This window comes from Nocardioides sp. SRI_004 (genome assembly GCF_057586415.1).
Window position 1 is genome coordinate 38920 of the sequence record NZ_JBYCZV010000023.1, and the last position, 20731, is coordinate 59650.

A 20731-nucleotide genomic window follows, 5' to 3' on the forward strand; every position below is an offset into this window, starting at 1 on the left:
CGTAGGCTGCACCCGTGCCCCGGATCGACCTCGACGCCTACGTGGCGGCCCACTCGCACTCGTGGGCGCGCCTCGAGCAGCTGGTGCGCCAGCGCCGGCGCTCCGGTGCGGAGGCCGACGAGCTGGTCGACCGCTACCAGCAGGTCGCGACCCACCTGTCCGTCGTGCGCACCTCGGCGCCGGACGCCCAGCTGGTCGCCTATCTCTCCTCCCTGCTCGGCCGGGCGCGGATCTCGATGCTGGCTGCACGGGTGCCGAGCTGGCGCGGGGTGGCGCACTTCTTCTCCGACCGGTTCCCCGCCGCGCTCTACCGGCTGCGCTGGTGGTGGCTGGCCTGCCTCGCGGGCAATGTCGTCGTCACCGGCGTGATGATGGCCTGGCTCGCCGGCAACCCGTCCGTCGAGCAGAACCTCCTCGACCCGCAGGCGGTCCAGCAGCTGGTCAACAGCGACTTCGAGACCTACTACAGCGAGAACGCCGCGGGTGCCTTCGCCGCCCACGTCTGGCTCAACAACACCTGGGTCTCGGCGCTGTGCATCGCGCTCGGCATCCTCGGGCTGCCGGTGATCTGGCTGCTCTTCCAGAACATCGCCAACCTCGCCATCGTCGGCTCGATCATGATGCGCCACGACCGGGGCGAGGTCTTCTGGGGCCTGATCCTCCCGCACGGCCTCCTCGAGCTGACCTGCGTCTTCGTCGCCGGAGGCGTCGGGCTGCGGCTCTTCTGGTCGTGGGTCGAGCCGCGCGGCGTGACCCGGGCCACCGCGATCGCCCGCGAGGGCCGCACCGCGGTGACCGTCGCCCTCGGCCTCGGCGTCGTCCTCGCGATCAGCGGCGCGATCGAGGCCTTCGTGACGCCCTCGCCGCTGCCCACCTGGGCGCGGATCGCGATCGGCATCCTCGCCGAGCTGACCTTCCTCGCCTACGTGTTCGTGATCGGCCGCGCGGCGGTCGCGCGCGGCGGCACCGGCGACATCGGCGCCGAGCTGCTCGAGGACCGGGTCTCGACGCAGGCCTGAGCCCGCCCGGCCCCGGCGCGGCTACAGCAGTCCCTGCGCCTTGAGGTGCAGGTAGTGGTCCGCGAGGGCGGGCGGCAGCTGGGCGGCGTCCGCGTCGACGACGTCGACACCCAGCCGGGCCAGCACGTCGCGCATCCGCGCACGACGGTCGAGCTCGTGCTCGGCCGCCGCGGCGTCGTACACGAGGTCGGCGGAGGGACGCTCGGCGGCCTCGACGTCGGCGAGCCGGCCGAGCTCGGGGTCGCGGACGGAGGCGAGGACCACCCGGTGGTGGCGGGTCAGCGCGGGCAGCACCGGGAGCAGCCCGTCGGCGATCGCGGAGGGCTCCAGCGCCGTCAGGAGTACGACGAGCGCGCGCTGGCGCCCGAACTCCTGGACCCCACCGGCGAGGGCGTCCCAGTCGGCCTCGACCAGCGTCGGGTCGAGGTCGGCCATCTGCTCCTGCAGACGCGCGGCGACGTCGCGGACGCCGTGGATCCGCTGGCGGGCGCGCACCCGGCGGTCGCCGGCGAGGAAGTCGATCCGGTCGCCGGCCCGGGAGGCGAGCGCGCCGAGCAGGAGGGCGGCGTCCATCGCGGCGTCGAGGCGGGGGATCCCGTCGATCGCGTCCTCGCCGGCGGTGCGGGCGACCCGGCCCGCGGAGGTGCGGGAGGTGTCGAGGACGATCACCACGCGCCGGTCGCGCTCGGGCTGCCAGGTGCGGACCACGACGTGGGGGGTCCGCGCGGAGGCCCGCCAGTCGATCGAGCGGACGTCGTCGCCACGGACGTACTCGCGCAGCGAGTCGAACTCGGTGCCCTGGCCGCGGACCCGGACCGCGGCGCGGCCGTCGAGGTCGCGCAGCCGGGCGAGCCGGGAGGGCAGGTGCTTGCGGGACTCGAAGGGCGGCAGCGCGCGCACGGTGCCCGGGACGTCGTACGTCCTCTGGCGCGCGGCGATGCCCAGCGGGCCCCACGTCCGCACGGTCACCCCGGCGGCGCCGAGGTCGCCCCGGCGGCGCGGGAGCAGGGGAGTGGCCAGCCGCCGCGGCTCTCCGGCCCGGAGCCGCAGGCGGTGCCGGTTGTCGCTCGCCCCGGCCGAGGGCTGCCACGCGTCGCGCAGCTGCACCCGTCCGCTGCGCGCCGCCGTGACGCTCAGGCCGGCGGTGGCGGGATCGCCGAGGCGCACCGTGCCGGGCTCCTTGCGACGCAGGGTGACCGAGCCGGGTGCCGCGGCCAGGGCGAGGTCGATGCCGGTGAGCACCAGCACGCCGAGCAGCCACAGCCACACCGTGCTGGCCTCGGGGCGCAGCACGACCGCCACCAGCCCCAGCAGGAGCAGCAGCGGGAAGCGCCCGGAGATCGCCATCGGGTTCGCCGGCCTCAGCGCGGGACGGGCACCGAGGCGATGGCCGAGGCCAGCACCTGCGCGACGTCGACGCCCTCGAGCTCCGCCTCGGGACGGAGCCCGAGCCGGTGCACGAGCGCCGCCTGGGCGAGCGCCTTCACGTCGTCGGGGGTCACGAAGTCGCGACCCGACAGCCACGCCCACGCCCGCGCCGCGCGCAGCAGTGCCGTCGCGCCACGCGGGCTGACGCCCAGCGACAGGCTCGGCGACTGCCGGGTCGCCCGCGCGATGTCGACGATGTACGCCGCCACCTCGGGGGAGACCTGCACCGTCCGCACCGCCGCCTGCGCCGCCGCGATGTCCTCGCCGCTCGCGACGGCCCGGACCCCGGCACCGGCGACGTCGCGCGGGTCGAAGCCGGCGGCGTGCCGGCTGAGGATGGTGACCTCGTCGTCGCGCGGCGGGATCGGCAGCACGACCTTGAGCAGGAACCGGTCCAGCTGCGCCTCCGGCAGCGGGTAGGTGCCCTCGAACTCGACCGGGTTCTGCGTGGCCGCGACCAGGAAGGGGCGCGGGAGCGGGCGGGTGACGCCGTCGGCCGAGACCTGGCCCTCCTCCATCGCCTCGAGCAGCGCCGACTGGGTCTTCGGGGGCGTGCGGTTGATCTCGTCGGCGAGCAGCAGGTTGGTGAAGATCGGTCCCTCGCGGAAGGACAGCTCACCCGCGGTCGAGTCGATCACGAGCGAGCCGGTGATGTCGCCGGGCATCAGGTCGGGGGTGAACTGCACCCGGCGGGTCTGCACCGACAGGCTCTGCGCCAGGGTGCGCACGAGCAGGGTCTTGGCGGTGCCGGGCACGCCCTCCATCAGCACGTGGCCGCCGCACAGCAGCGCCACGAGCAGGCCGGACACGGCGGCGTCCTGGCCGACCACGGCCTTCGCGACCTCCTGGCGTACGGCGAGCAGCCGCTCCCGGAGCGCGTCGTCACCGCTGCCACCGGCCGGCGGGGGCGGAGGCGGGGCGTCCTTGGTCAGATCGGTCATCCTCGTCGTACCTCTCTCCTGAGTCGGGCGAGCTCCTGGGCGAGCGCGACCAGGTCCTGGTCGGTCGCGGGCGTGTAGGTCGTGTCGTCGAGCAGGGTCGCGACCTGGGCGGGCGGCGCCCCGGTGTGCCGCGCGGTCGCGTCGACCACCTCGGCGGCACTGGCGCGGCGGTCGAGGCCGAGCCGCGCGGCGACGTCGGCGCGCGCGGCGCGCCGCAGGGCCCCGGCGGCGTGGGCCCGGTCCCCACTGCGTCGGTACATCCGCCCGCGGCTCCGTGCCGTCTCCACGGCGCGGACGACCACCGGCAGCGGCTCGGTCGACAGGGGGCCGAGGCGACGGACCCGCCACAGCAGGAGGCCGAACAGCGCCAGCAGGCCGAGCCACATCCCGGGCACGACCCAGCGGGGGATGAGGGAGCGGAGGCTGACCGTCTCGTCGGCGCCCGCGTCGGTCGGGTCGGGGACGTACCAGACCAGCCGCTCGCTCGCGCCCGCCAGGCGCAGCGCGACGGCGGCGTTGTCGGCGCGGAGGACCTGGTCGTTGGTGAGCGCCTCGCCGGCGCCGAAGAGCACGAGGTCCTGCGCCTTCGACTCCGCCACGACCGCGCCGCCGCCGGTGGCGAAGCACCGGGCGCCGTCGAGCGTCGCGCCGTCGTCGCTGAAGACGGTCACCTGGTCGGCCTCGATCCGCAGCCCGGACAGGTCGGTGCCGGCCGGGCCGTCGCCGCCGGTGCAGTCGGCGTCCACCTCGTCGGGGAAGGCCGTCGTGGCGTGCAGGTCGTCGTCGATCTCCTGGGCGAGCGTGTACGACGGGTCCACCAGCACGACCCGGCCCGCCCGCGCGTGCTCCCGGAGCCGGTCCAGGGTGCGGGGCGAGAGCGACGCGGTGTCGGTCACGAGCACGGTCGTGGCGGCGTCGACCCGCTGCTCCTCGAGCTCGTCGGCCGAGCGGGCGATGGTGACGTCGACGCCCTGGTCCTCGAGGACCTCGGCCACCGCCTGGGCGCCGTCCGGGCCCGGGTTGCGGGGGTCGAGCGGGATCGGGAACTCCTCGTTGCCCCGCGTCGACCACACGGCCACGACGACGGCGGCGACGAGCGCCAGGCCGATCAGCAGCCAGCTGCGGCCGGGTCCCCTCCGGCTCATCGGCGGGCCGCCCGGCCGGCGAGGGCGTCGTCGAGGGCCAGCAGCTCGAGGGCCTGCTCGCGGGTGGCCCGCCGCTCGCCGTACAGGGTCTGGTCGAAGAGGTCGGCGCCGTGGTGGACCGCGCCGGCCTGCGCCGGGAACTCCACCGCGAGCGCCCGGGCGAGCTCGTGGGCCGTCGCCTGGGGCACGTCCTCGATCCGCTCCCGCTCGACCTGCCGCACCGCCAGCGCGCGGAAGGCGTCGACCAGGGCCGCGGACGCGTCGCCGGCCGCCAGCGCCGCCTCGGCCCGGGCGCGCAGCTCGGCGGCCGTGATCACCTCGTCGGTGAGGGCCGCCGCCGGGCGTCGGTCGGCCTGCGCCGTCCGGCGGGCGCGCGACACGATCAGGATGATCGCCGCGACCAGGGCGAGCGCCACGATGATCGCCAGCAGGGTGGACAACGGGCCCGACGCGGAGACCCCGGAGATCGTGTCGTCGACCAGCCGCCCGAGCCAGTCCATTAGGCGCTGCAGGATGTTGGCGTCGTAGTACCTGGGGTCGGCCAGCTCGCGCCGCAGCATCCGGCGCGCCTCGTCGCCGCTGGGGTCCAGCGGCGGCTCGAGGCTCCCGGCGAGGAGGGCGGCGAGCGGCGTCATGCGGAGATGATCCCCGCTTCCCGCAGCAGCTCGACGTCGAGCGCCTCCTTGCGGATCCGGAGGTCGAGGTACTGCATCGACGTCACGCTGGCGAGGAAGGGCGCGCTGAACGCGTTCTGGACGACCATGCCGATCGCCTGGGTGAGCACCAGGAGGAGGGCGCCGTACTCCGGGGCCACCAGGAGGCCGATCTGGCCGGCGAAGCCGAACGGGGTCGACAGGATGCTGCCGCCGACCGCGCCGATGATCGCCGTCAGCAGGGCGATGCCGAAGGTTCGCCAGAAGTGCCGGGTGGTGAGCGACCACGCCCGCGCGATCGCGCCGAACACACCGGTGTCCTCGAGCATCAGGATCGGCACGGCCAGGTAGTAGCCCTTGATCCACAGCCACACGCAGAGCGCGATGTAGGCCGGGACGGTGACCAGGCCCCACACGACGAGGACCCAGGGCCCCACGCCGGCGACGACCAGCACGATCCACAGCAGCACGTAGACGACGGTGGCAACGAAGTAGGCGACGATCGACAGCAGGACCAGCGCGATCAGCCGCCAGCGCTTCCCGCGCGTCGCAGCCCAGGCCTCGGCGAGGCCGAGCCGCCGCCCGACCGCGGCCGCCCGGGTCACGTGGACCACCATCCCGGTGACGAGCGCGATGCCGACGAAGGACAGGAAGTAGGACAGGAGGAGCGAGCCGTACGCCGCCAGCAGCCCGACGGCCTCCCCGGCGCTCAGGTCGCTCTCGTACTCACCCGAGGCGTCCACCGCCAGGCCGACCGTGAAGGTGAGCACGGTCGTCACCACGATCGGGACGATCATCGCCACGGCGGTGACCAGCACGGCGGCCCCGACCGTCGCCTTCGGGTTGAACCGGATGATCCGGAACGCGCCGTCGTACATGTCGCCCAGGCCCAGCGGGCGCAGCGGGAAGGCGCCCGGCTTGTGGGCGGCGCCCAGGGCCAGCCCGGGCCGCGGACCGTTGCCCGACGTGGGGTACGGCGCCCAGCCGGCGGGGACCTCGGGGGCCGGCGGGGCCCCGGGCGCGGGGAAGGCCTGGGGGAAGGCCTGGGGGAGGGGCGCGGGCTGCTCCGGCGGCGGCGCACCCGGCGGCGGGAACGCCTGCGGGCCGTCGGTCATGGCTCTCCTCGGTCGATCGGGGGTGCGCCCATCCTTGCAGGCGTCACGAATTCGCCTTGTCGATTTGTTGGGCACGCCGAACTCTGCCAAGATGTTCCGGTTGCTCCGACGGGGTTCGTCGGGGTGCACCACACCTTGACTACTGAATCGTGTCTCCCACGCGGAGCCGGCGGTCCGGATCACCGGATGCTCCTGCACCGCGGTGAGCGTGCCCGGTGGTCGACGTCTGGTCGCACCGTGTCGAGACCCGAAGCAGCCGAGAACAACAGCTCCACTTCCCCTGGTGGGAGACGTGTGTGCCTGCAAGCAGGTGCGACACGCCCGACCTCGGGGGTCGGAGCTGGCCCACAGGAACGAGCCGACACGGCACGGTCGTACGACGAGTAAGGACGAGAGAGACCTATGGCGGGACAGAAGATCCGCATCAGGCTCAAGGCCTATGACCACGAGGTGATCGACACCTCGGCGCGCAAGATCGTTGACACGGTCACCCGCACGGGTGCCAAGGTCGCTGGCCCGGTGCCGCTGCCGACGGAGAAGAACGTCTTCTGCGTCATCCGCTCGCCGCACAAGTACAAGGACTCGCGCGAGCACTTCGAGATGCGCACCCACAAGCGGCTCATCGACATCATCGACCCCACGCCGAAGACCGTCGACAGCCTCATGCGCCTCGACCTCCCGGCCGGTGTCGACATCGAGATCAAGCTCTGAGGTTTGCCGACATGACTATTGAGCGCAACGTGAAGGGCCTGCTGGGCACCAAGCTCGGCATGACCCAGCTGTGGGACGAGAACAACCGCGTCGTCCCGGTGACCGTGGTCGCCGCTGGCACCAACGTCGTCACCCAGGTCCGCCAGCCCGAGCCGGACGGCTACAACGCCATCCAGATCGGCTTCGGCGAGATCGAGGGCCGCAAGGTCAACAAGCCGCAGGCGGGTCACTTCGCCAAGGCCGGTACGACCCCGCGCCGCCACGTGGTGGAGATCCGCACCGCCGACGCCGCCGAGTACACCGTCGGCCAGGAGCTGCCCGTCGACACGTTCGAGGCCGGCCAGGCCATCGACGTGACCGGCACCAGCAAGGGCAAGGGCTTCGCCGGTGTCATGAAGCGCCACGGCTTCGCCGGTGTGAGCGCCTCGCACGGTGCCCACCGCAACCACCGCAAGCCGGGCTCGATCGGCGCCTGCGCCACGCCGGGCCGCGTGTTCAAGGGCCTGCGCATGGCCGGCCGCATGGGCACGGACACCGTCACCACCCAGAACGTCACCGTCCACGCCGTCGACGTCGAGAAGGGCCTCGTCCTCCTCAAGGGCGCCGTCCCCGGCCCCAAGGGCGGCCTCGTCGTCCTGCGCACGGCCGCGAAGAAGGGCTGATTCCACCATGGCCAAGACTGTTTCCGTTGAGTTCCCTGCCGCGATCTTCGACGTGGAGGTCAGCGTCCCGCTGATCCACCAGGTCGTCGTCGCACAGCAGGCGGCCGCTCGCCAGGGCACGCACGCGACCAAGCGTCGCGGCGAGGTCCGCGGTGGCGGCAAGAAGCCCTACAAGCAGAAGGGCACCGGTCGCGCCCGCCAGGGCTCGACCCGCGCCCCGCAGTTCGCCGGCGGTGGCGTCGTCCACGGCCCGCAGCCGCGTGACTACTCGCAGCGCACGCCCAAGAAGATGAAGGCCGCCGCCCTGCGCGGTGCCCTCACCGACCGGGCCCGCAACGAGCGCATCCACGTCGTCGAGGGCCTCGTCGCCGGCGACAAGCCGTCCACCAAGGCCGCCCTCGCGTCGCTCTTCGAGCTGACCGACCGCCGCAAGTTCCTCGTGGTGCTCGAGCGGACCGACAGCCTCACCTGGCTGTCGCTGCGCAACGCCACCGAGGTGCACATCGTGGCCGTCGACCAGCTCAACACCTACGACGTCCTCGCGAGCGACGACGTGGTGTTCAGCAAGGCCGCGTTCGACCTGTTCGTCGCCGGTGGCAACGCTGGCGCCCAGGAGGAGAGCAACTGATGAGCACCCTGCACAAGGACCACCGCGACATCCTGATCGCGCCGGTCGTGTCGGAGAAGAGCTACGGGCTCCTCGACAACAACAAGTACACGTTCCTGGTGCGCCCCGACGCCAACAAGACCGAGATCAAGATCGCGGTCGAGAAGGTGTTCGGCGTCAAGGTCACCTCGGTCAACACCCTCAACCGCCCGGGCAAGGTCCGCCGTACCCGCAACGGTCTCGGCAAGCGCAAGGACACCAAGCGCGCGATCGTCAGCCTGGCCGAGGGTCACCGCATCGACATCTTCGGAGGTCAGGCCTGATGGCTATCCGCAAGTTCAAGCCGACCACCCCGGGCCGTCGTGGCTCGTCGGTGGCCGACTTCGCCGAGATCACCCGGACCACGCCGGAGAAGTCGCTGACGCGCCCGCTGCCCAAGAAGGGCGGCCGCAACAACCAGGGCCGGATCACCACCCGGCACCACGGTGGCGGTCACAAGCGCGCCTACCGCATCATCGACTTCCGTCGCTACGACAAGGACGGCGTGCCGGCCAAGGTCGCGCACATCGAGTACGACCCCAACCGCACCGCGCGCATCGCGCTGCTGCACTACGCCGACGGCGAGAAGCGCTACATCGTGGCGCCGAAGGACCTCGTCCAGGGCATGCGGGTCGAGTCGGGCGTCGGCGCTGACATCAAGCCGGGCAACAACCTGCCGCTGCGCAACATCCCCGTCGGTACGACCATCCACTGCGTGGAGCTCCGCCCCGGTGGCGGCGCCAAGCTGGCCCGCTCGGCCGGCAACAGCGCGCAGCTGGTCGCCCGTGAGGGTTCGCGTGCCACGCTGCGTCTGCCCTCGGGCGAGATGCGCTACGTCGACGTGCGCTGCCGCGCCACCGTCGGCGAGGTGGGCAACGCCGAGCAGTCGAACATCAACTGGGGCAAGGCCGGCCGCATGCGCTGGAAGGGCAAGCGCCCGACCGTCCGCGGTGTCGTCATGAACCCGGTCGACCACCCGCACGGTGGTGGTGAGGGCAAGACGTCCGGTGGTCGCCACCCCGTCTCGCCGTGGGGCAAGCCCGAGGGCCGTACGCGCAAGCGCAAGGCCAGCGACTCCCAGATCATCCGACGCCGCAAGTCCGGCAAGAACAAGCGCTGAAGGAACTGAGAGATGCCTCGCAGCCTGAAGAAGGGCCCCTTCGTCGACGGCCACCTTCTCAAGAAGGTGGACGCCGAGAACGACAAGGGCACCCACAACGTCATCAAGACCTGGTCGCGCCGGTCCATGATCATCCCCTCGATGATCGGCCACACGATCGCCGTCCACGACGGTCGCAAGCACGTCCCGGTCTTCATCTCCGACTCCATGGTCGGCCACAAGCTCGGTGAGTTCGCTCCGACGCGCACCTACCGCGGCCACGTGAAGGAAGACCGGAAGGGACGCCGTCGATGAGCACCACTGAGCGTCACCGCACCAGCGCGCATCGCGAGTCGCTCCTGGGCGACGAGCCCGGCGCGTTCGCCACCGCCCGCTTCGTGCGGATCACCCCGATGAAGGCGCGCCGCGTCATCGACCTGGTCCGCGGCCTGCCCGCGGACGAGGCGCTGACCCTGCTGCAGTTCCAGCCGCAGGCCGCCGCCGAGACCGTGCACAAGGTGCTGCAGAGCGCCGTCGCCAACGCGTCCACCACCGAGGGCCTCGCCACCGGTGACCTGGTCGTGTCGGTCGCGCGAGTCGACGAGGGCCCGACGATGAAGCGTTGGCGTCCGCGTGCGCAGGGCCGGGCCACCCGGATCAACAAGCGCACCAGCCACATCACCATCGCGGTCCAGCCGGCCGATGTCGTCGCGAAGAAGGGCAAGAAGTAATGGGTCAGAAGATCAACCCGAACGGCTTCCGCCTCGGCATCTCGACCGACCACAAGTCGCGTTGGTACGCCGACAAGCTGTACAAGTCCTACGTCGGCGAGGACGTCGCGATCCGCAAGCTGCTCAGCAAGGGCATGGAGCGGGCCGGCATCGCCAAGGTCGAGATCGAGCGCACCCGTGACCGGGTCCGCGTCGACATCCACACCGCGCGTCCGGGCATCGTCATCGGTCGCCGCGGCGCCGAGGCCGACCGGATCCGTGGCGAGCTCGAGAAGCTCACCGGCAAGCAGGTCCAGCTGAACATCCTCGAGGTCAAGAACCCCGAGATCGACGCGCAGCTGGTTGCCCAGGGTGTCGCCGAGCAGCTGTCGGGCCGCGTGCAGTTCCGCCGCGCGATGCGCAAGGCCATGCAGACCTCGATGCGTTCCGGTGCCAAGGGCATCCGGATCCAGTGCTCGGGCCGCCTCAACGGCGCCGAGATGTCGCGCACCGAGTTCTACCGCGAGGGCCGCGTCCCGCTGCACACGCTGCGTGCCGACATCGACTACGGCTTCTACGAGGCCCGCACCACCTTCGGCCGCATCGGCGTGAAGGTGTGGATCTACAAGGGCGAGGTCGCCGGCACCCGTGCCGAGCGCCAGGCCCAGGCTGCCGCCCGCGCCGGTGTCCCCGGTCGCGGTGGCCGCCCCAGCCGTGGTGGCGACCGTCCGACCCGTGGGTCGCGCGGCGACCGCCCGAACCGCTCGGACCGCAGCTCGGACGCTCCCGCCGTGGAGTCGAACCCCGAGGCCACCGCGGTGGAGCCGACCACCGGAACGGAGTCCTGACCATGTTGATGCCGCGTCGCGTCAAGCACCGCAAGCAGCACCACCCGAAGCGTCGGGGTGCGGCCAAGGGCGGTACGTCGCTGGCGTTCGGTGACTTCGGTATCCAGGCGATCGAGGGTGCCTACGTCACCAACCGCCAGATCGAGTCGGCCCGTATCGCCATGACCCGTCACATCAAGCGTGGCGGAAAGGTCTGGATCAACATCTACCCGGACCGTCCGCTCACCAAGAAGCCGGCTGAGACCCGCATGGGTTCCGGTAAGGGCTCGCCCGAGTGGTGGGTCGCCAACGTCAAGCCGGGCCGCGTCATGTTCGAGCTCTCGGGTGTGCCGGAGGACGTGGCCCGTGAGGCCATGCGCCGTGCGATCCACAAGCTGCCCATGAAGGCCCGATTCATCACGCGAGAGGCTGGTGAGTTCTGATGGCGAACGTCATCCGCGCCCACGAGCTGGACGAGCTCAACGACGTCGACCTCGAGGCCAAGCTGCGCGAGGCCAAGGAGGAGCTGTTCAACCTGCGGTTCCAGGCGGCCACCGGCCAGCTGGAGAGCCACGGCCGGCTCCGCACGGTCAAGAAGGACATCGCCCGGATCTACACCGTGGTGCGTGAGCGCGAGCTCGGCATCCGGACCGCTCCGGGAACGGAAGAGGAGAACTGATGACCGAGTCGACCGAGACCCAGCGCAACGCCCGCAAGACCCGTGAGGGTCTGGTGGTCAGCGACAAGATGGACAAGACCGTGGTCGTGTCCGTCGAGGACCGCGTCAAGCACGCTCTGTACGGCAAGGTCATGCGTCGCAACACGCGGCTCAAGGCCCACGACGAGCAGAACGACTGCGGCGTCGGCGACCGCGTCCTCATCATGGAGACCCGCCCGCTGTCGGCCACCAAGCGCTGGCGCGTGGTGGAGATCCTCGAGCGCGCCAAGTAATTCCGTTCGGCCAGGCTCGATCCCCTGTTGAGGGGTCGAGAACCGGCACGACAACCAGGAGAAATCGATGATTCAGCAGGAGTCGCGACTCAAGGTCGCCGACAACACCGGTGCGAAGGAGATCCTTTGCATCCGCGTGCTCGGCGGCTCCGGTCGTCGCTACGCCGGTATCGGTGACGTCATCGTCGCCACCGTCAAGGACGCCATCCCCGGCGGCAACGTGAAGAAGGGCGACGTCGTCAAGGCGGTCGTCGTGCGCACCGTCAAGGAGCGCCGCCGTCCCGACGGTTCGTACATCCGCTTCGACGAGAACGCCGCGGTGATCCTCAAGAACGACGGCGAGCCGCGTGGCACGCGCATCTTCGGCCCCGTGGGCCGCGAGCTGCGCGAGAAGAAGTTCATGAAGATCATCTCGCTCGCCCCGGAGGTGCTGTGATGGCTGCCCGCAAGAAGTCGGAGCAGGACCGCAAGCGTCCCAACCTCCACGTCAAGAAGGGCGACACCGTCAAGGTCATCGCCGGCAAGGACAAGGGTGCCGAGGGCAAGATCATCAAGGTTCTCCGTGAGGAGCGCCGGGTGATCGTCGAGGGTGTCAACCGGATCAAGAAGCACACCAAGGTCGTCGACCAGGGTGGTCGCTCCGGCAACACCGGCGGCATCATCACCACCGAGGCGCCGATCCACGTGTCCAACGTGATGCTGGTCGAGGGTGACGGCGTCACCCGCGTCGGCCACAAGCGGGTCGAGGTCACCAAGCGTCGTCCCGACGGCTCGGAGTACTCCTCGACGCGCAGCGTCCGCATCTCCCGCAAGACCGGGAAGGAAATCTGATGACCGAGAGCACCATCGAGAAGGTCACGCCCCGGCTGAAGACCAAGTACCGCGAGGAGATCCTCCCGGCGCTCAAGGCCGAGTTCGAGATCGCCAACATCATGCAGGTGCCCGGCCTGACCAAGATCGTGGTCAACATGGGCGTCGGCGAGGCCGCGCGTGACTCGAAGCTGATCGAGGGCGCGATCCGCGACCTCACCGCGATCACCGGCCAGAAGCCGGCCGTCACCAAGGCCCGCAAGTCCATCGCGCAGTTCAAGCTGCGCGAGGGCATGCCGATCGGCACGCACGTCACGCTGCGCGGCGACCGGATGTGGGAGTTCCTGGACCGCCTGCTGGCCCTGGCCCTGCCGCGTATCCGCGACTTCCGTGGTCTGTCGCCGAAGCAGTTCGACGGCCGCGGCAACTACACGTTCGGTCTGACCGAGCAGGTCATGTTCCACGAGATCGACCAGGACAAGGTCGACCGCCAGCGGGGCATGGACATCACCATCGTCACCACGGCGACCAACGACGAGCAGGGGCGCGCGCTGCTGAAGCAGCTCGGTTTCCCGTTCGCTGAGCGCTGAGTCAACGAGGAGAGAAGACATGGCGAAGACTGCCCTCAAGGTCAAGGCCGCTCGCAAGCCGAAGTTCGCGGTTCGCGGCTACACCCGCTGCCAGCGGTGTGGCCGCCCCAAGGCCGTGTACCGCAAGTTCGGCCTGTGCCGTATCTGCCTGCGCGAGATGGCGCACCGTGGCGAGCTGCCCGGTGTCACCAAGTCGAGCTGGTAACCCCACCACGTAGCAGGTCGCTCCGGCTGGTCCGGTGCGAAACCACTTCGAGAAAGAACACACATCATGACGATGACTGACCCGATCGCAGACATGCTCACGCGTCTGCGCAACGCCAACCAGGCGTACCACGACGCGGTGACCATGCCGTACAGCAAGCTCAAGGAGGGCGTTGCCGAGATCCTCAAGCAGGAGGGCTACGTCACCTCCTACGAGGTCGCGGACAACGAGAACGGCGTCGGCAAGCTGCTGACCGTCACCCTCAAGTACGGCCGCAACCGCGAGCGTTCCATCGCCGGCGTTCGCCGGATCAGCAAGCCCGGCCTCCGGGTCTACGCCAAGCACACGGGCCTGCCCAAGGTGCTCGGCGGCCTCGGCGTCGCGATCATCTCGACGAGCCAGGGTCTGCTGACCGACCGCCAGGCCAACCAGAAGGGCGTGGGTGGGGAAGTCCTCGCCTACGTCTGGTGACAAGGGAAGGAGAGAGAAGAACATGTCGCGCATCGGCAAGCTCCCCGTCCCGGTCCCCGCGGGCGTCGACGTCCAGGTGGACGGCCCCGTCGTCACGGTGAAGGGCCCCAAGGGCACCCTGAGCCACACCGTGGTCGCTCCGATCACGGTCGAGAAGGGCGAGGGCGTCCTGGACGTCAAGCGTCCCGACGACGAGCGGCTCTCGAAGGCCTACCACGGCCTGAGCCGCACCCTGATCAACAACATGGTCGTCGGTGTCACCGAGGGCTACGAGAAGAAGCTCGAGATCGTGGGCGTGGGTTACCGCGTCCTGTCGAAGGGCCCGACCCAGCTGGAGTTCCAGCTCGGTTACTCGCACCCGATCATCTTCGACGCTCCCGAGGGCATCACCTTCACGGTGGACGGCCCGACGAAGCTGGGCGTCGTCGGCATCGACAAGCAGCTGGTCGGCGAGGTCGCCGCCAACATTCGCAAGCTCCGCAAGCCCGAGCCGTACAAGGGCAAGGGCGTCCGGTACGCCGGCGAGCACGTCCGCCGCAAGGTCGGAAAGGCTGGTAAATGACCATGGCGATCACCCTCAAGCACAAGCGGAACCTCTCGGCTCGCGCCAGCTCCAAGCTGCGCCGCCAGATCCGCGGTCGCAAGAAGATCTCCGGCACCGCCGAGCGTCCGCGCCTGGTGGTCACCCGGTCGACCAAGCACATCACCGCCCAGGTCGTCGACGACCTGGTCGGCAAGACCCTGGTGTCGGCCTCGACCCTCGAGGGCGACCTGCGCGCCTTCGACGGCGACAAGACCGCCAAGGCCAAGAAGGTCGGCGAGCTCGTCGCCGCCCGTGCCAAGGAGCAGGGCGTGGAGTCGGTCGTCTTCGACCGCGCCGGCAACAAGTATCACGGTCGCATCGCGGCCCTGGCAGATGGCGCCCGCGAGGGCGGCCTGACCTTCTGACCGCGAACAGGACTGAGGAGAAATCATGAGCGGACCCCAGCGCGGACAGCGTTCGGGCGGCGACCGTGGTGGCCGTGGCGGCCGCGACGGCGGCCGTGGCGGCGCCGAGAAGAGCCAGTACGTCGAGCGCGTCGTTGCCATCAACCGTGTCGCCAAGGTCGTGAAGGGCGGTCGTCGCTTCAGCTTCACCGCCCTCGTGGTCGTCGGTGACGGCGACGGCCTGGTCGGCGTCGGCTACGGCAAGGCCAAGGAAGTTCCCGCGGCGATCGCCAAGGGTGTCGAGGAGGCGAAGAAGAACTTCTTCCGCGTTCCCCGCGTCCAGGGCACGATCCCGCACCCGGTCCAGGGTGAGAAGGCTGCCGGCGTGGTGTTCCTGCGCCCTGCCGCCCCCGGTACCGGTGTCATCGCCGGTGGTCCGGTGCGCGCCGTCCTGGAGTGCGCCGGCATCCACGACGTCCTCAGCAAGTCGCTGGGCTCGTCGAACCAGATCAACATCGTGCACGCGACCGTCGCGGCGCTCCAGCTCCTGGAGCAGCCGGAGTCGGTGGCCGCGCGCCGTGGTCTGCCGGTCGAGCACGTCGCTCCTGCGGCGCTGCTGAAGGCCAAGGCCGAGGGCGAGGCCGCTGCGGCCGCCGCCAAGTCGGCTGCGCCCGAGGCGGTGAACGTCTGATGGCCCAGCTCAAGGTCCAGCAGACCAAGTCGAAGATCGGCGCCAAGGCCAACCAGCGCGAGACCCTGCGCACGCTCGGCCTCAAGCGGATCGGCGACGTCGTCATCAAGGAGGACCGTCCCGAGATCCGGGGCATGGTCCACACCGTCCGTCACATGGTGACGGTCGAGGTCGTCGGAGGCGAGTGACCATGACTCTCAAGCTGCACCACCTGCGTCCCGCTGAGGGCGCGAAGACCGCCAAGACCCGCGTGGGTCGTGGTGAGGGCTCCAAGGGCAAGACCGCCGGTCGTGGTACGAAGGGCACCAAGGCCCGCTACCAGGTCCCGGTCGCGTTCGAGGGTGGCCAGATGCCGCTGCACATGCGGCTGCCGAAGCTCAAGGGCTTCAAGAACCCCTTCAAGGTGACCTTCCAGGTCGTCAACCTCGACCGGATCAGCTCGCTGTTCCCCGAGGGTGGCGACGTCACCCCGGAGACGCTGGTCGCCAAGGGCGCCGTCCGCAAGGGCGAGCCGGTCAAGGTGCTCGGCCAGGGTGACCTCACGGTCAAGGTCTCGGTGAGCGCGAACGCGTTCTCGGCCTCGGCCAAGGAGAAGATCGAGGGCGCCGGCGGGACCGTCACGGTCCTGTGATGGCGCTGCGAGGGGCGCGTCGGACCCAGCTGCTGCTGGGGTTCGCCGCGCCCCTCGTGCCGTCTCCGGAACCCGGTCGCCGTACCCCGTCAGGGGGCTGTGACCGCCCTGTTAGGCTTCCCGCTGGCCACAAGGCCAGCGATGAGAGAAGAGGAACCGAGTGCTCAGCGCGTTCGTGAACGCCTTCCGGACCCCGGACCTGCGGCGCAAGCTGCTGTTCGTCCTGATGATCATCGTGATCTTCCGGGCCGGTTCGCAGATCCCCGCTCCTGGCGTGCACGTCTCCAACGTGGAGAAGTGCATCGACATCGCCAAGGAGGGTGAGAACGCCGGGCTCTACAGCCTGGTCAACCTCTTCTCCGGTGGTGCCCTGCTCCAGCTGACGATCTTCGCGCTCGGCATCATGCCGTACATCACCGCGAGCATCATCCTGCAGCTGCTCGTCGTCGTGATCCCCCGCCTCGAGGCCCTCAAGAAGGAGGGCCAGGCCGGTCAGACGAAGATCACGCAGTACACCCGCTACCTCACGCTCGGCCTCGCCGTGCTGCAGGCGACCGGCATCGTCGCCCTCGCCCGCACCGGCAACCTGCTGCAGGGCTGTGAGGAGCCGCTGCTGCACAGCGACAACACCAAGACCTTCCTGGTCATGGTCGTCACCATGACCGCCGGCACCGCCGTGATCATGTGGCTCGGCGAGCTCATCACCGAGCGCGGCGTCGGCAACGGCATGTCCATCCTGATCTTCACCCAGGTGGTCGCGACCTTCCCGATCTCGCTGTGGCAGGTCAAGATCACCCAGGGCTGGTGGACCTTCGGCGTCGTCATCGCCATCGGCATGGCCCTCATCGCCGCGGTCATCTTCATCGAGCAGGCCCAGCGCCGCATCCCGGTGCAGTACGCCCGCCGGATGGTCGGCCGCAAGATGTTCGGCGGCAGCTCGACCTACATCCCGCTCAAGGTCAACCAGGCCGGCATCATCCCGGTCATCTTCGCCTCGTCGCTGCTCTACCTGCCGGCCATGGCGGTCCAGTTCAACCAGCAGAACCCGAACAAGGTCATCCGGTGGGTCAACGAGTACCTCGTCGACCAGAGCCACCCGATCCACATGGCGGCGTACTTCCTGCTGATCATCTTCTTCACCTACTTCTACGTTTCGATCACCTTCAACCCGCAAGAGGTGGCCGACAACATGAAGAAGTACGGCGGCTTCATCCCCGGGATCCGGGCGGGCAAGCCGACCCAGGACTACCTGTCCTACGTCCTGTCCCGCATCACGCTGCCGGGCTCGCTCTACCTGGGTCTGATCTCGCTCGTTCCGCTGATCGCGTTCGTGCTGATCGATGCCAACCAGAACTTCCCGTTCGGCGGTACGTCCATCCTGATCATGGTTGGTGTCGCACTCGACACGGTGAAGCAGATCGAGAGCCAGCTGCAGCAGCGCAACTACGAAGGATTCCTGCGTTGAGGCTTCTGATCATGGGCCCCCCGGGTGCCGGCAAGGGCACCCAGGCCACCGCGGTCGCCGACCACTTCTCGATCCCGGCGATCTCGACCGGCGACATCTTCCGAGCCAACGTCAGCGGCGGCACGCCGCTGGGCGTCGAGGCGAAGAAGTACATGGACGCCGGTGAGTACGTCCCCGACGAGGTCACCAACAACATGGTGCGCAGCCGCATCGCCGAGCCGGACGCCGAGGGCGGCTTCCTGCTCGACGGCTACCCGCGCACGCTCGCGCAGGTCACCGAGCTCGACGGGATGATCGAGGAGACCGGTCACAAGCTCGACGCGGTGCTCGTGCTCACCGTCGACCAGGAGGCCGTCGTCGGCCGCCTGCTCAAGCGCGCCGAGATCGAGGGTCGTGCCGACGACACCGAGGACGTCATCCGCCGTCGCCTCGAGGTGTACGCCGCGGAGACCGAGCCGCTGATCTCGGTCTACGCCGAGCGCGGTCTGGTCGTCTCCGTCGACGGCATGGGCGAGATCGACGACGTCCAGAAGCGGATCTTCGCCGCGCTGGACGACGTGCCGCAGAGCTGACGCGCGGCGCGCGTGCTGTTCGACCACCGGATCGAGGTCAAGAGCCCCGACCAGGTCCGCTCCATGCGGGCTGCGGGGCTCGTCGTCGGCCGCACCCTCGCGCGACTGCGTGAGGCCGTGCGGCCCGGCGTGACCACCGCCGAGCTCGACGCGCTCGCCGAGGCGAGCATCCGCGAGCAGGGCGGCGTACCGTCCTTCCTCGGCTACGGCCATCCGCCGTTCCCGGCGAGCATCTGCGCCTCGGTCAACGACGAGGTCGTGCACGGCATCCCCGGTCCGCGGGTGCTCGAGGACGGCGACATCATCTCGATCGACTGTGGTGCGATCGTCCCGGACGCCTCCGGGACGGGCTGGCACGGCGACGCGGCGATCACCGTCGCCGTGGGTCCGGTGCGGGCCGAGGTCGAGCGCCTGCTGCAGGTCACCGAGGACGCCCTCTGGCAGGGGCTCGCGGCCGCCCAGGTCGGCGGGCGGGTCGGCGACATCTCCCACGCCGTCGAGTCCTTCGTCCGCGCGGCGGGCGACTACGGCATCGTCGACGGCTACACCGGCCACGGCATCGGCACCGAGATGCACATGGACCCCGACGTCCCGAACGAGGGCCGGCGGGGTCGTGGGCCGCGGCTCCGGCGCGGCATGGCCCTCGCCGTCGAGCCGATGATCACCCTCGGCACGCACGACTCGGTCGTCGCGGACGACGACTGGACCGTCATCACGGCCGACCGTTCGTGGGCGGCCCACTACGAGCACACCTTCGCCCTGACCGACACCGGCGTGTGGGTGCTGACCGCGGAGGACGGCGGCCGGGAGCGCCTCGCGGCCCTCGGCGTCCCCTGCGGGGCCGAGGACTGAGCCGGGCTACCATCGAGGCCATGGCGCAGCATCCGATCACCCCGGCTGCGCTGGCAGCGCGACCGCTGCTCTTCGCCTCCGGCGAGCAGGCGTACGTCGCGGCCACCATCCTCGGCACCAGCCAGACCCCCGACGGCGCCGACCCCGCGTGGGCCGACGAGGTCGTGGCCGCGCTCGAGCCGGGGGAGCGCGCCCTGTGCGCCCTCTCGTTCGCCGCCGGGGCCCCCGGCCTGGCCCATCGCGTCGTCGGTGCCGAGCACGCCCTCCAGCGGCCCGCGCACGACGGCTCGGTCGAGCGCGCCTACCAGGTCACCGAGTTCCCGACCGCGGACGAGTACGCCCGCATGGTCGAGGCCGCGCTGGCGAAGATCGCCGACGGGTCGCTGCACAAGGTCGTCCTCGGCCGCTGCCTCGACGTGGTCAGCGACCCGCCGCTCGTGCCGGCCGAGATCATCGACCGGCTGCTGACCACGCGCCCGGGGCGCTACGTGTTCGCCGTGCCGCTCGTCCCCGGGGGCGACGACGGCGAGGCTCCCGTCGACGGCCCGATCCTGGTCGGGGCGAGCCCCGAGCTGCTGGTGCGCCGGGAGGGCCTCGAGATCTCCTGCACGCCGCTGGCGGGCTCGGTCCCGCGCTCCAGCGACCCGGACGAGGACGCCCGGCGCGCGGCCGGCCTCCAGCAGTCCGGCAAGGACCTCGCCGAGCACGCCTTCGTGGTCGAGGCGATCGTGCACGCGCTCAAGGAGGTGTGCGTCGAGATCGAGTACCCCGCCACCCCCGAGCTGATGTCGACCGACACGGTCTGGCACCTGGCGACGCCGATCCACGCGCGGCTGGCCGACGCCGCCGACGGTCCCAGCGCGCTGCGGCTCGCCCAGCTGCTGCACCCCACGCCGGCGGTGGGCGGGGTGCCCACGGCGGCCGCGAACGCGGTCATCGCCGACCTGGAGGGTGACCTGCGGGACTGGTTCGCCGGTTGCGTCGGATGGGTCGACGGCAACGGCGACGGCGAGTTCGCGATCACCATCCGGGCCGCCGTCATGGACGGCCCCCGGCTGCGCCTGTTCGCGGGCGCGGGCATCGTGGCCGGCTCCGACCCGGCGTCGGAGGTCCGTGAGACGGGTGCCAAGCTCGCCACGATGGCGCGCGTCACCGGCCTTCCCTGACCTCCGCCCGCCGAGACCAGCGAAGTCCCGTTTGGCGGAGGCCCTGATCGGTTAGGGTTTCAGGTCGTCAGCCTGCTCCCCGACCCGAAGGATGAGGTAGTGGACCGTCTCCAGGTGCAGTGGTCGGGAACGACCAGGACCTTCGACGGGCCGCGCGTGGTGATCGGGCGCGAGCTCGACTGCGACGTCCCGGTCACCGATGCCCGTGCCTCCCGGCACCACGCCTCCATCCAGGTCGAGGGCGACGTGTGGGTCGTGGTCGACTCGAGCAGCAACGGGACCTTCGTCTCCGGACAGCGGATCACCCGGCTGCCGCTCACCGGCGGCCCGGTGAGCCTGCACCTCGGTGGCCCCGTCGGCGAACCGGTCGTCGTGACGGTCCTCGCCGGTCAGGGCGGTGGGGGAGGATTCGCCGCGCCGCCGCCGTACCAGGCCCCGGCGCCC

At 70.6% G+C, this 20731-nt stretch carries 32 protein-coding genes; 27 read left to right on the forward strand and 5 right to left on the reverse strand.

Annotated features, from left to right (window positions below):
- Positions 1-14: 14 nt before the first annotated feature.
- Positions 15-1019 (forward strand): stage II sporulation protein M, encoded by a 1005-nt coding sequence (locus AC2YHB_RS23490; protein ID WP_308645598.1) that lies wholly within the window; start codon positions 15-17, stop codon positions 1017-1019.
- 21 nt (positions 1020-1040) lie between these two features.
- On the opposite strand, the gene AC2YHB_RS23495 is transcribed toward AC2YHB_RS23490, so the two are convergent.
- From AC2YHB_RS23495 to AC2YHB_RS23515, 5 genes are read right to left on the reverse strand one after another with little or no spacing between them, the layout of a single operon-like run.
- Positions 1041-2366, reverse strand: coding sequence for a DUF58 domain-containing protein (locus AC2YHB_RS23495; protein WP_179649921.1), 1326 nt, complete (start codon positions 2364-2366; stop codon positions 1041-1043).
- 14 nt (positions 2367-2380) lie between these two features.
- A complete protein-coding gene (locus AC2YHB_RS23500; RefSeq protein WP_036547866.1) occupies positions 2381-3388 on the reverse strand; it encodes an AAA family ATPase in 1008 nt (335 codons plus the stop codon).
- Entirely contained in the window at positions 3385-4533 is a 1149-nt protein-coding gene (locus AC2YHB_RS23505; RefSeq protein WP_487354712.1) for a DUF4350 domain-containing protein, read from the reverse strand. The genes AC2YHB_RS23500 and AC2YHB_RS23505 overlap by 4 nt, the downstream gene beginning before the upstream one ends.
- Positions 4530-5168, reverse strand: coding sequence for a DUF4129 domain-containing protein (locus AC2YHB_RS23510; RefSeq protein ID WP_487354713.1), 639 nt, complete (start codon positions 5166-5168; stop codon positions 4530-4532). Before AC2YHB_RS23510 ends, AC2YHB_RS23505 begins: the two co-directional genes overlap by 4 nt.
- Complete coding sequence (locus AC2YHB_RS23515; protein ID WP_487354714.1) at positions 5165-6301, reverse strand: hypothetical protein; 1137 nt, start codon at positions 6299-6301, stop codon at positions 5165-5167. Before AC2YHB_RS23515 ends, AC2YHB_RS23510 begins: the two co-directional genes overlap by 4 nt.
- 402 nt (positions 6302-6703) lie before the next feature.
- Between AC2YHB_RS23515 and rpsJ the strand changes: the two genes are divergently transcribed.
- The 26 genes from rpsJ to AC2YHB_RS23645 form a co-directional block, all read left to right on the forward strand.
- Positions 6704-7012, forward strand: a complete 309-nt coding sequence (gene rpsJ / locus AC2YHB_RS23520; protein ID WP_007078637.1) for a 30S ribosomal protein S10 — start codon at positions 6704-6706, stop codon at positions 7010-7012.
- Positions 7013-7023: 11 nt separating this feature from the next.
- The gene (gene rplC / locus AC2YHB_RS23525; RefSeq protein ID WP_051932448.1) at positions 7024-7674 is read left to right on the forward strand and encodes a 50S ribosomal protein L3; all 651 of its coding nucleotides are present in this window, start codon (positions 7024-7026) and stop codon (positions 7672-7674) included.
- A gap of 7 nt (positions 7675-7681) precedes the next feature.
- Positions 7682-8302, forward strand: coding sequence for a 50S ribosomal protein L4 (rplD, locus tag AC2YHB_RS23530; RefSeq protein ID WP_036547872.1), 621 nt, complete (start codon positions 7682-7684; stop codon positions 8300-8302).
- Positions 8302-8604: a 50S ribosomal protein L23 gene (gene rplW, locus AC2YHB_RS23535; RefSeq protein ID WP_036547875.1), complete on the forward strand. Its 303-nt coding sequence runs from the start codon at positions 8302-8304 to the stop codon at positions 8602-8604. Before rplD ends, rplW begins: the two co-directional genes overlap by 1 nt.
- Positions 8604-9440 carry a 50S ribosomal protein L2 gene (gene rplB / locus AC2YHB_RS23540; RefSeq protein ID WP_036547877.1) on the forward strand — a complete coding sequence of 279 codons (837 nt, stop codon included), beginning with the start codon at positions 8604-8606 and terminating at the stop codon, positions 9438-9440. Before rplW ends, rplB begins: the two co-directional genes overlap by 1 nt.
- 12 nt (positions 9441-9452) lie before the next feature.
- A complete protein-coding gene (gene rpsS, locus AC2YHB_RS23545) occupies positions 9453-9734 on the forward strand; it encodes a 30S ribosomal protein S19 (protein WP_036547879.1) in 282 nt (93 codons plus the stop codon).
- A complete protein-coding gene (gene rplV / locus AC2YHB_RS23550; RefSeq protein ID WP_487354715.1) occupies positions 9731-10150 on the forward strand; it encodes a 50S ribosomal protein L22 in 420 nt (139 codons plus the stop codon). The genes rpsS and rplV overlap by 4 nt, the downstream gene beginning before the upstream one ends.
- Positions 10150-10977 (forward strand): 30S ribosomal protein S3, encoded by an 828-nt coding sequence (gene rpsC, locus AC2YHB_RS23555; protein ID WP_036547881.1) that lies wholly within the window; start codon positions 10150-10152, stop codon positions 10975-10977. Before rplV ends, rpsC begins: the two co-directional genes overlap by 1 nt.
- Positions 10978-10979: 2 nt before the next feature.
- Positions 10980-11399 (forward strand): 50S ribosomal protein L16, encoded by a 420-nt coding sequence (gene rplP / locus AC2YHB_RS23560; RefSeq protein WP_028656350.1) that lies wholly within the window; start codon positions 10980-10982, stop codon positions 11397-11399.
- Positions 11399-11635 (forward strand): 50S ribosomal protein L29, encoded by a 237-nt coding sequence (gene rpmC / locus AC2YHB_RS23565; protein ID WP_036547884.1) that lies wholly within the window; start codon positions 11399-11401, stop codon positions 11633-11635. The genes rplP and rpmC overlap by 1 nt, the downstream gene beginning before the upstream one ends.
- Entirely contained in the window at positions 11635-11907 is a 273-nt protein-coding gene (gene rpsQ, locus AC2YHB_RS23570; RefSeq protein ID WP_036547886.1) for a 30S ribosomal protein S17, read from the forward strand. Before rpmC ends, rpsQ begins: the two co-directional genes overlap by 1 nt.
- Before the next feature lie 67 nt (positions 11908-11974).
- Positions 11975-12343 carry a 50S ribosomal protein L14 gene (rplN, locus tag AC2YHB_RS23575; protein WP_011757324.1) on the forward strand — a complete coding sequence of 123 codons (369 nt, stop codon included), beginning with the start codon at positions 11975-11977 and terminating at the stop codon, positions 12341-12343.
- Positions 12343-12738, forward strand: a complete 396-nt coding sequence (rplX, locus tag AC2YHB_RS23580; RefSeq protein WP_036547889.1) for a 50S ribosomal protein L24 — start codon at positions 12343-12345, stop codon at positions 12736-12738. The genes rplN and rplX overlap by 1 nt, the downstream gene beginning before the upstream one ends.
- Entirely contained in the window at positions 12738-13307 is a 570-nt protein-coding gene (rplE, locus tag AC2YHB_RS23585; RefSeq protein ID WP_036547893.1) for a 50S ribosomal protein L5, read from the forward strand. The genes rplX and rplE overlap by 1 nt, the downstream gene beginning before the upstream one ends.
- Before the next feature lie 19 nt (positions 13308-13326).
- Positions 13327-13512 carry a type Z 30S ribosomal protein S14 gene (locus AC2YHB_RS23590; RefSeq protein ID WP_011757321.1) on the forward strand — a complete coding sequence of 62 codons (186 nt, stop codon included), beginning with the start codon at positions 13327-13329 and terminating at the stop codon, positions 13510-13512.
- A 66-nt stretch (positions 13513-13578) separates the two neighbouring features.
- Positions 13579-13983 carry a 30S ribosomal protein S8 gene (gene rpsH / locus AC2YHB_RS23595; RefSeq protein ID WP_036547896.1) on the forward strand — a complete coding sequence of 135 codons (405 nt, stop codon included), beginning with the start codon at positions 13579-13581 and terminating at the stop codon, positions 13981-13983.
- A gap of 22 nt (positions 13984-14005) precedes the next feature.
- A complete protein-coding gene (gene rplF / locus AC2YHB_RS23600) occupies positions 14006-14545 on the forward strand; it encodes a 50S ribosomal protein L6 (RefSeq protein WP_036547898.1) in 540 nt (179 codons plus the stop codon).
- Between the two features lie 2 nt (positions 14546-14547).
- Positions 14548-14931 (forward strand): 50S ribosomal protein L18, encoded by a 384-nt coding sequence (gene rplR, locus AC2YHB_RS23605; RefSeq protein WP_036547901.1) that lies wholly within the window; start codon positions 14548-14550, stop codon positions 14929-14931.
- A gap of 25 nt (positions 14932-14956) precedes the next feature.
- Positions 14957-15601 carry a 30S ribosomal protein S5 gene (gene rpsE, locus AC2YHB_RS23610; RefSeq protein WP_036547904.1) on the forward strand — a complete coding sequence of 215 codons (645 nt, stop codon included), beginning with the start codon at positions 14957-14959 and terminating at the stop codon, positions 15599-15601.
- Complete coding sequence (gene rpmD / locus AC2YHB_RS23615) at positions 15601-15789, forward strand: 50S ribosomal protein L30 (RefSeq protein WP_036547907.1); 189 nt, start codon at positions 15601-15603, stop codon at positions 15787-15789. The genes rpsE and rpmD overlap by 1 nt, the downstream gene beginning before the upstream one ends.
- 2 nt (positions 15790-15791) lie before the next feature.
- Entirely contained in the window at positions 15792-16232 is a 441-nt protein-coding gene (gene rplO, locus AC2YHB_RS23620; RefSeq protein ID WP_036547910.1) for a 50S ribosomal protein L15, read from the forward strand.
- A 160-nt stretch (positions 16233-16392) separates the two neighbouring features.
- Complete coding sequence (gene secY / locus AC2YHB_RS23625; protein ID WP_036547913.1) at positions 16393-17697, forward strand: preprotein translocase subunit SecY; 1305 nt, start codon at positions 16393-16395, stop codon at positions 17695-17697.
- Positions 17694-18269 carry an adenylate kinase gene (locus tag AC2YHB_RS23630; RefSeq protein WP_487354716.1) on the forward strand — a complete coding sequence of 192 codons (576 nt, stop codon included), beginning with the start codon at positions 17694-17696 and terminating at the stop codon, positions 18267-18269. The genes secY and AC2YHB_RS23630 overlap by 4 nt, the downstream gene beginning before the upstream one ends.
- A gap of 12 nt (positions 18270-18281) precedes the next feature.
- Positions 18282-19121, forward strand: a complete 840-nt coding sequence (gene map, locus AC2YHB_RS23635) for a type I methionyl aminopeptidase (protein ID WP_487354717.1) — start codon at positions 18282-18284, stop codon at positions 19119-19121.
- Between the two features lie 20 nt (positions 19122-19141).
- Positions 19142-20287 carry an isochorismate synthase gene (locus AC2YHB_RS23640; RefSeq protein WP_487354718.1) on the forward strand — a complete coding sequence of 382 codons (1146 nt, stop codon included), beginning with the start codon at positions 19142-19144 and terminating at the stop codon, positions 20285-20287.
- 99 nt (positions 20288-20386) lie between these two features.
- On the forward strand, positions 20387-20731 hold a 345-nt coding region (locus AC2YHB_RS23645), incomplete at its 3' end, for an FHA domain-containing protein (RefSeq protein WP_487354719.1).

Coding starts and splice junctions, on each gene's coding strand:
- rplE (WP_036547893.1), top strand. CDS start 12,738: ATGACCGAGAGCACCATCGAGAAGGTCACGCCCCGGCTGAAGACCAAG.
- rpmD (WP_036547907.1), top strand. CDS start 15,601: ATGGCCCAGCTCAAGGTCCAGCAGACCAAGTCGAAGATCGGCGCCAAG.
- AC2YHB_RS23495 (WP_179649921.1), bottom strand. CDS start 2,366: ATGGCGATCTCCGGGCGCTTCCCGCTGCTGCTCCTGCTGGGGCTGGTG.
- rplR (WP_036547901.1), top strand. CDS start 14,548: ATGGCGATCACCCTCAAGCACAAGCGGAACCTCTCGGCTCGCGCCAGC.
- rplV (WP_487354715.1), top strand. CDS start 9,731: ATGAGCACCACTGAGCGTCACCGCACCAGCGCGCATCGCGAGTCGCTC.
- rplC (WP_051932448.1), top strand. CDS start 7,024: ATGACTATTGAGCGCAACGTGAAGGGCCTGCTGGGCACCAAGCTCGGC.
- rpsC (WP_036547881.1), top strand. CDS start 10,150: ATGGGTCAGAAGATCAACCCGAACGGCTTCCGCCTCGGCATCTCGACC.
- rpsQ (WP_036547886.1), top strand. CDS start 11,635: ATGACCGAGTCGACCGAGACCCAGCGCAACGCCCGCAAGACCCGTGAG.
- rplO (WP_036547910.1), top strand. CDS start 15,792: ATGACTCTCAAGCTGCACCACCTGCGTCCCGCTGAGGGCGCGAAGACC.
- rplB (WP_036547877.1), top strand. CDS start 8,604: ATGGCTATCCGCAAGTTCAAGCCGACCACCCCGGGCCGTCGTGGCTCG.
- AC2YHB_RS23505 (WP_487354712.1), bottom strand. CDS start 4,533: ATGAGCCGGAGGGGACCCGGCCGCAGCTGGCTGCTGATCGGCCTGGCG.
- AC2YHB_RS23510 (WP_487354713.1), bottom strand. CDS start 5,168: ATGACGCCGCTCGCCGCCCTCCTCGCCGGGAGCCTCGAGCCGCCGCTG.
- AC2YHB_RS23500 (WP_036547866.1), bottom strand. CDS start 3,388: ATGACCGATCTGACCAAGGACGCCCCGCCTCCGCCCCCGCCGGCCGGT.
- rplX (WP_036547889.1), top strand. CDS start 12,343: ATGGCTGCCCGCAAGAAGTCGGAGCAGGACCGCAAGCGTCCCAACCTC.
- rplW (WP_036547875.1), top strand. CDS start 8,302: ATGAGCACCCTGCACAAGGACCACCGCGACATCCTGATCGCGCCGGTC.
- rpsS (WP_036547879.1), top strand. CDS start 9,453: ATGCCTCGCAGCCTGAAGAAGGGCCCCTTCGTCGACGGCCACCTTCTC.
- AC2YHB_RS23590 (WP_011757321.1), top strand. CDS start 13,327: ATGGCGAAGACTGCCCTCAAGGTCAAGGCCGCTCGCAAGCCGAAGTTC.
- AC2YHB_RS23515 (WP_487354714.1), bottom strand. CDS start 6,301: ATGACCGACGGCCCGCAGGCGTTCCCGCCGCCGGGTGCGCCGCCGCCG.
- rpmC (WP_036547884.1), top strand. CDS start 11,399: ATGGCGAACGTCATCCGCGCCCACGAGCTGGACGAGCTCAACGACGTC.
- rplN (WP_011757324.1), top strand. CDS start 11,975: ATGATTCAGCAGGAGTCGCGACTCAAGGTCGCCGACAACACCGGTGCG.
- AC2YHB_RS23640 (WP_487354718.1), top strand. CDS start 19,142: ATGGCGCAGCATCCGATCACCCCGGCTGCGCTGGCAGCGCGACCGCTG.
- rpsE (WP_036547904.1), top strand. CDS start 14,957: ATGAGCGGACCCCAGCGCGGACAGCGTTCGGGCGGCGACCGTGGTGGC.
- rplD (WP_036547872.1), top strand. CDS start 7,682: ATGGCCAAGACTGTTTCCGTTGAGTTCCCTGCCGCGATCTTCGACGTG.
- rpsJ (WP_007078637.1), top strand. CDS start 6,704: ATGGCGGGACAGAAGATCCGCATCAGGCTCAAGGCCTATGACCACGAG.
- rplF (WP_036547898.1), top strand. CDS start 14,006: ATGTCGCGCATCGGCAAGCTCCCCGTCCCGGTCCCCGCGGGCGTCGAC.
- rplP (WP_028656350.1), top strand. CDS start 10,980: ATGTTGATGCCGCGTCGCGTCAAGCACCGCAAGCAGCACCACCCGAAG.
- rpsH (WP_036547896.1), top strand. CDS start 13,579: ATGACGATGACTGACCCGATCGCAGACATGCTCACGCGTCTGCGCAAC.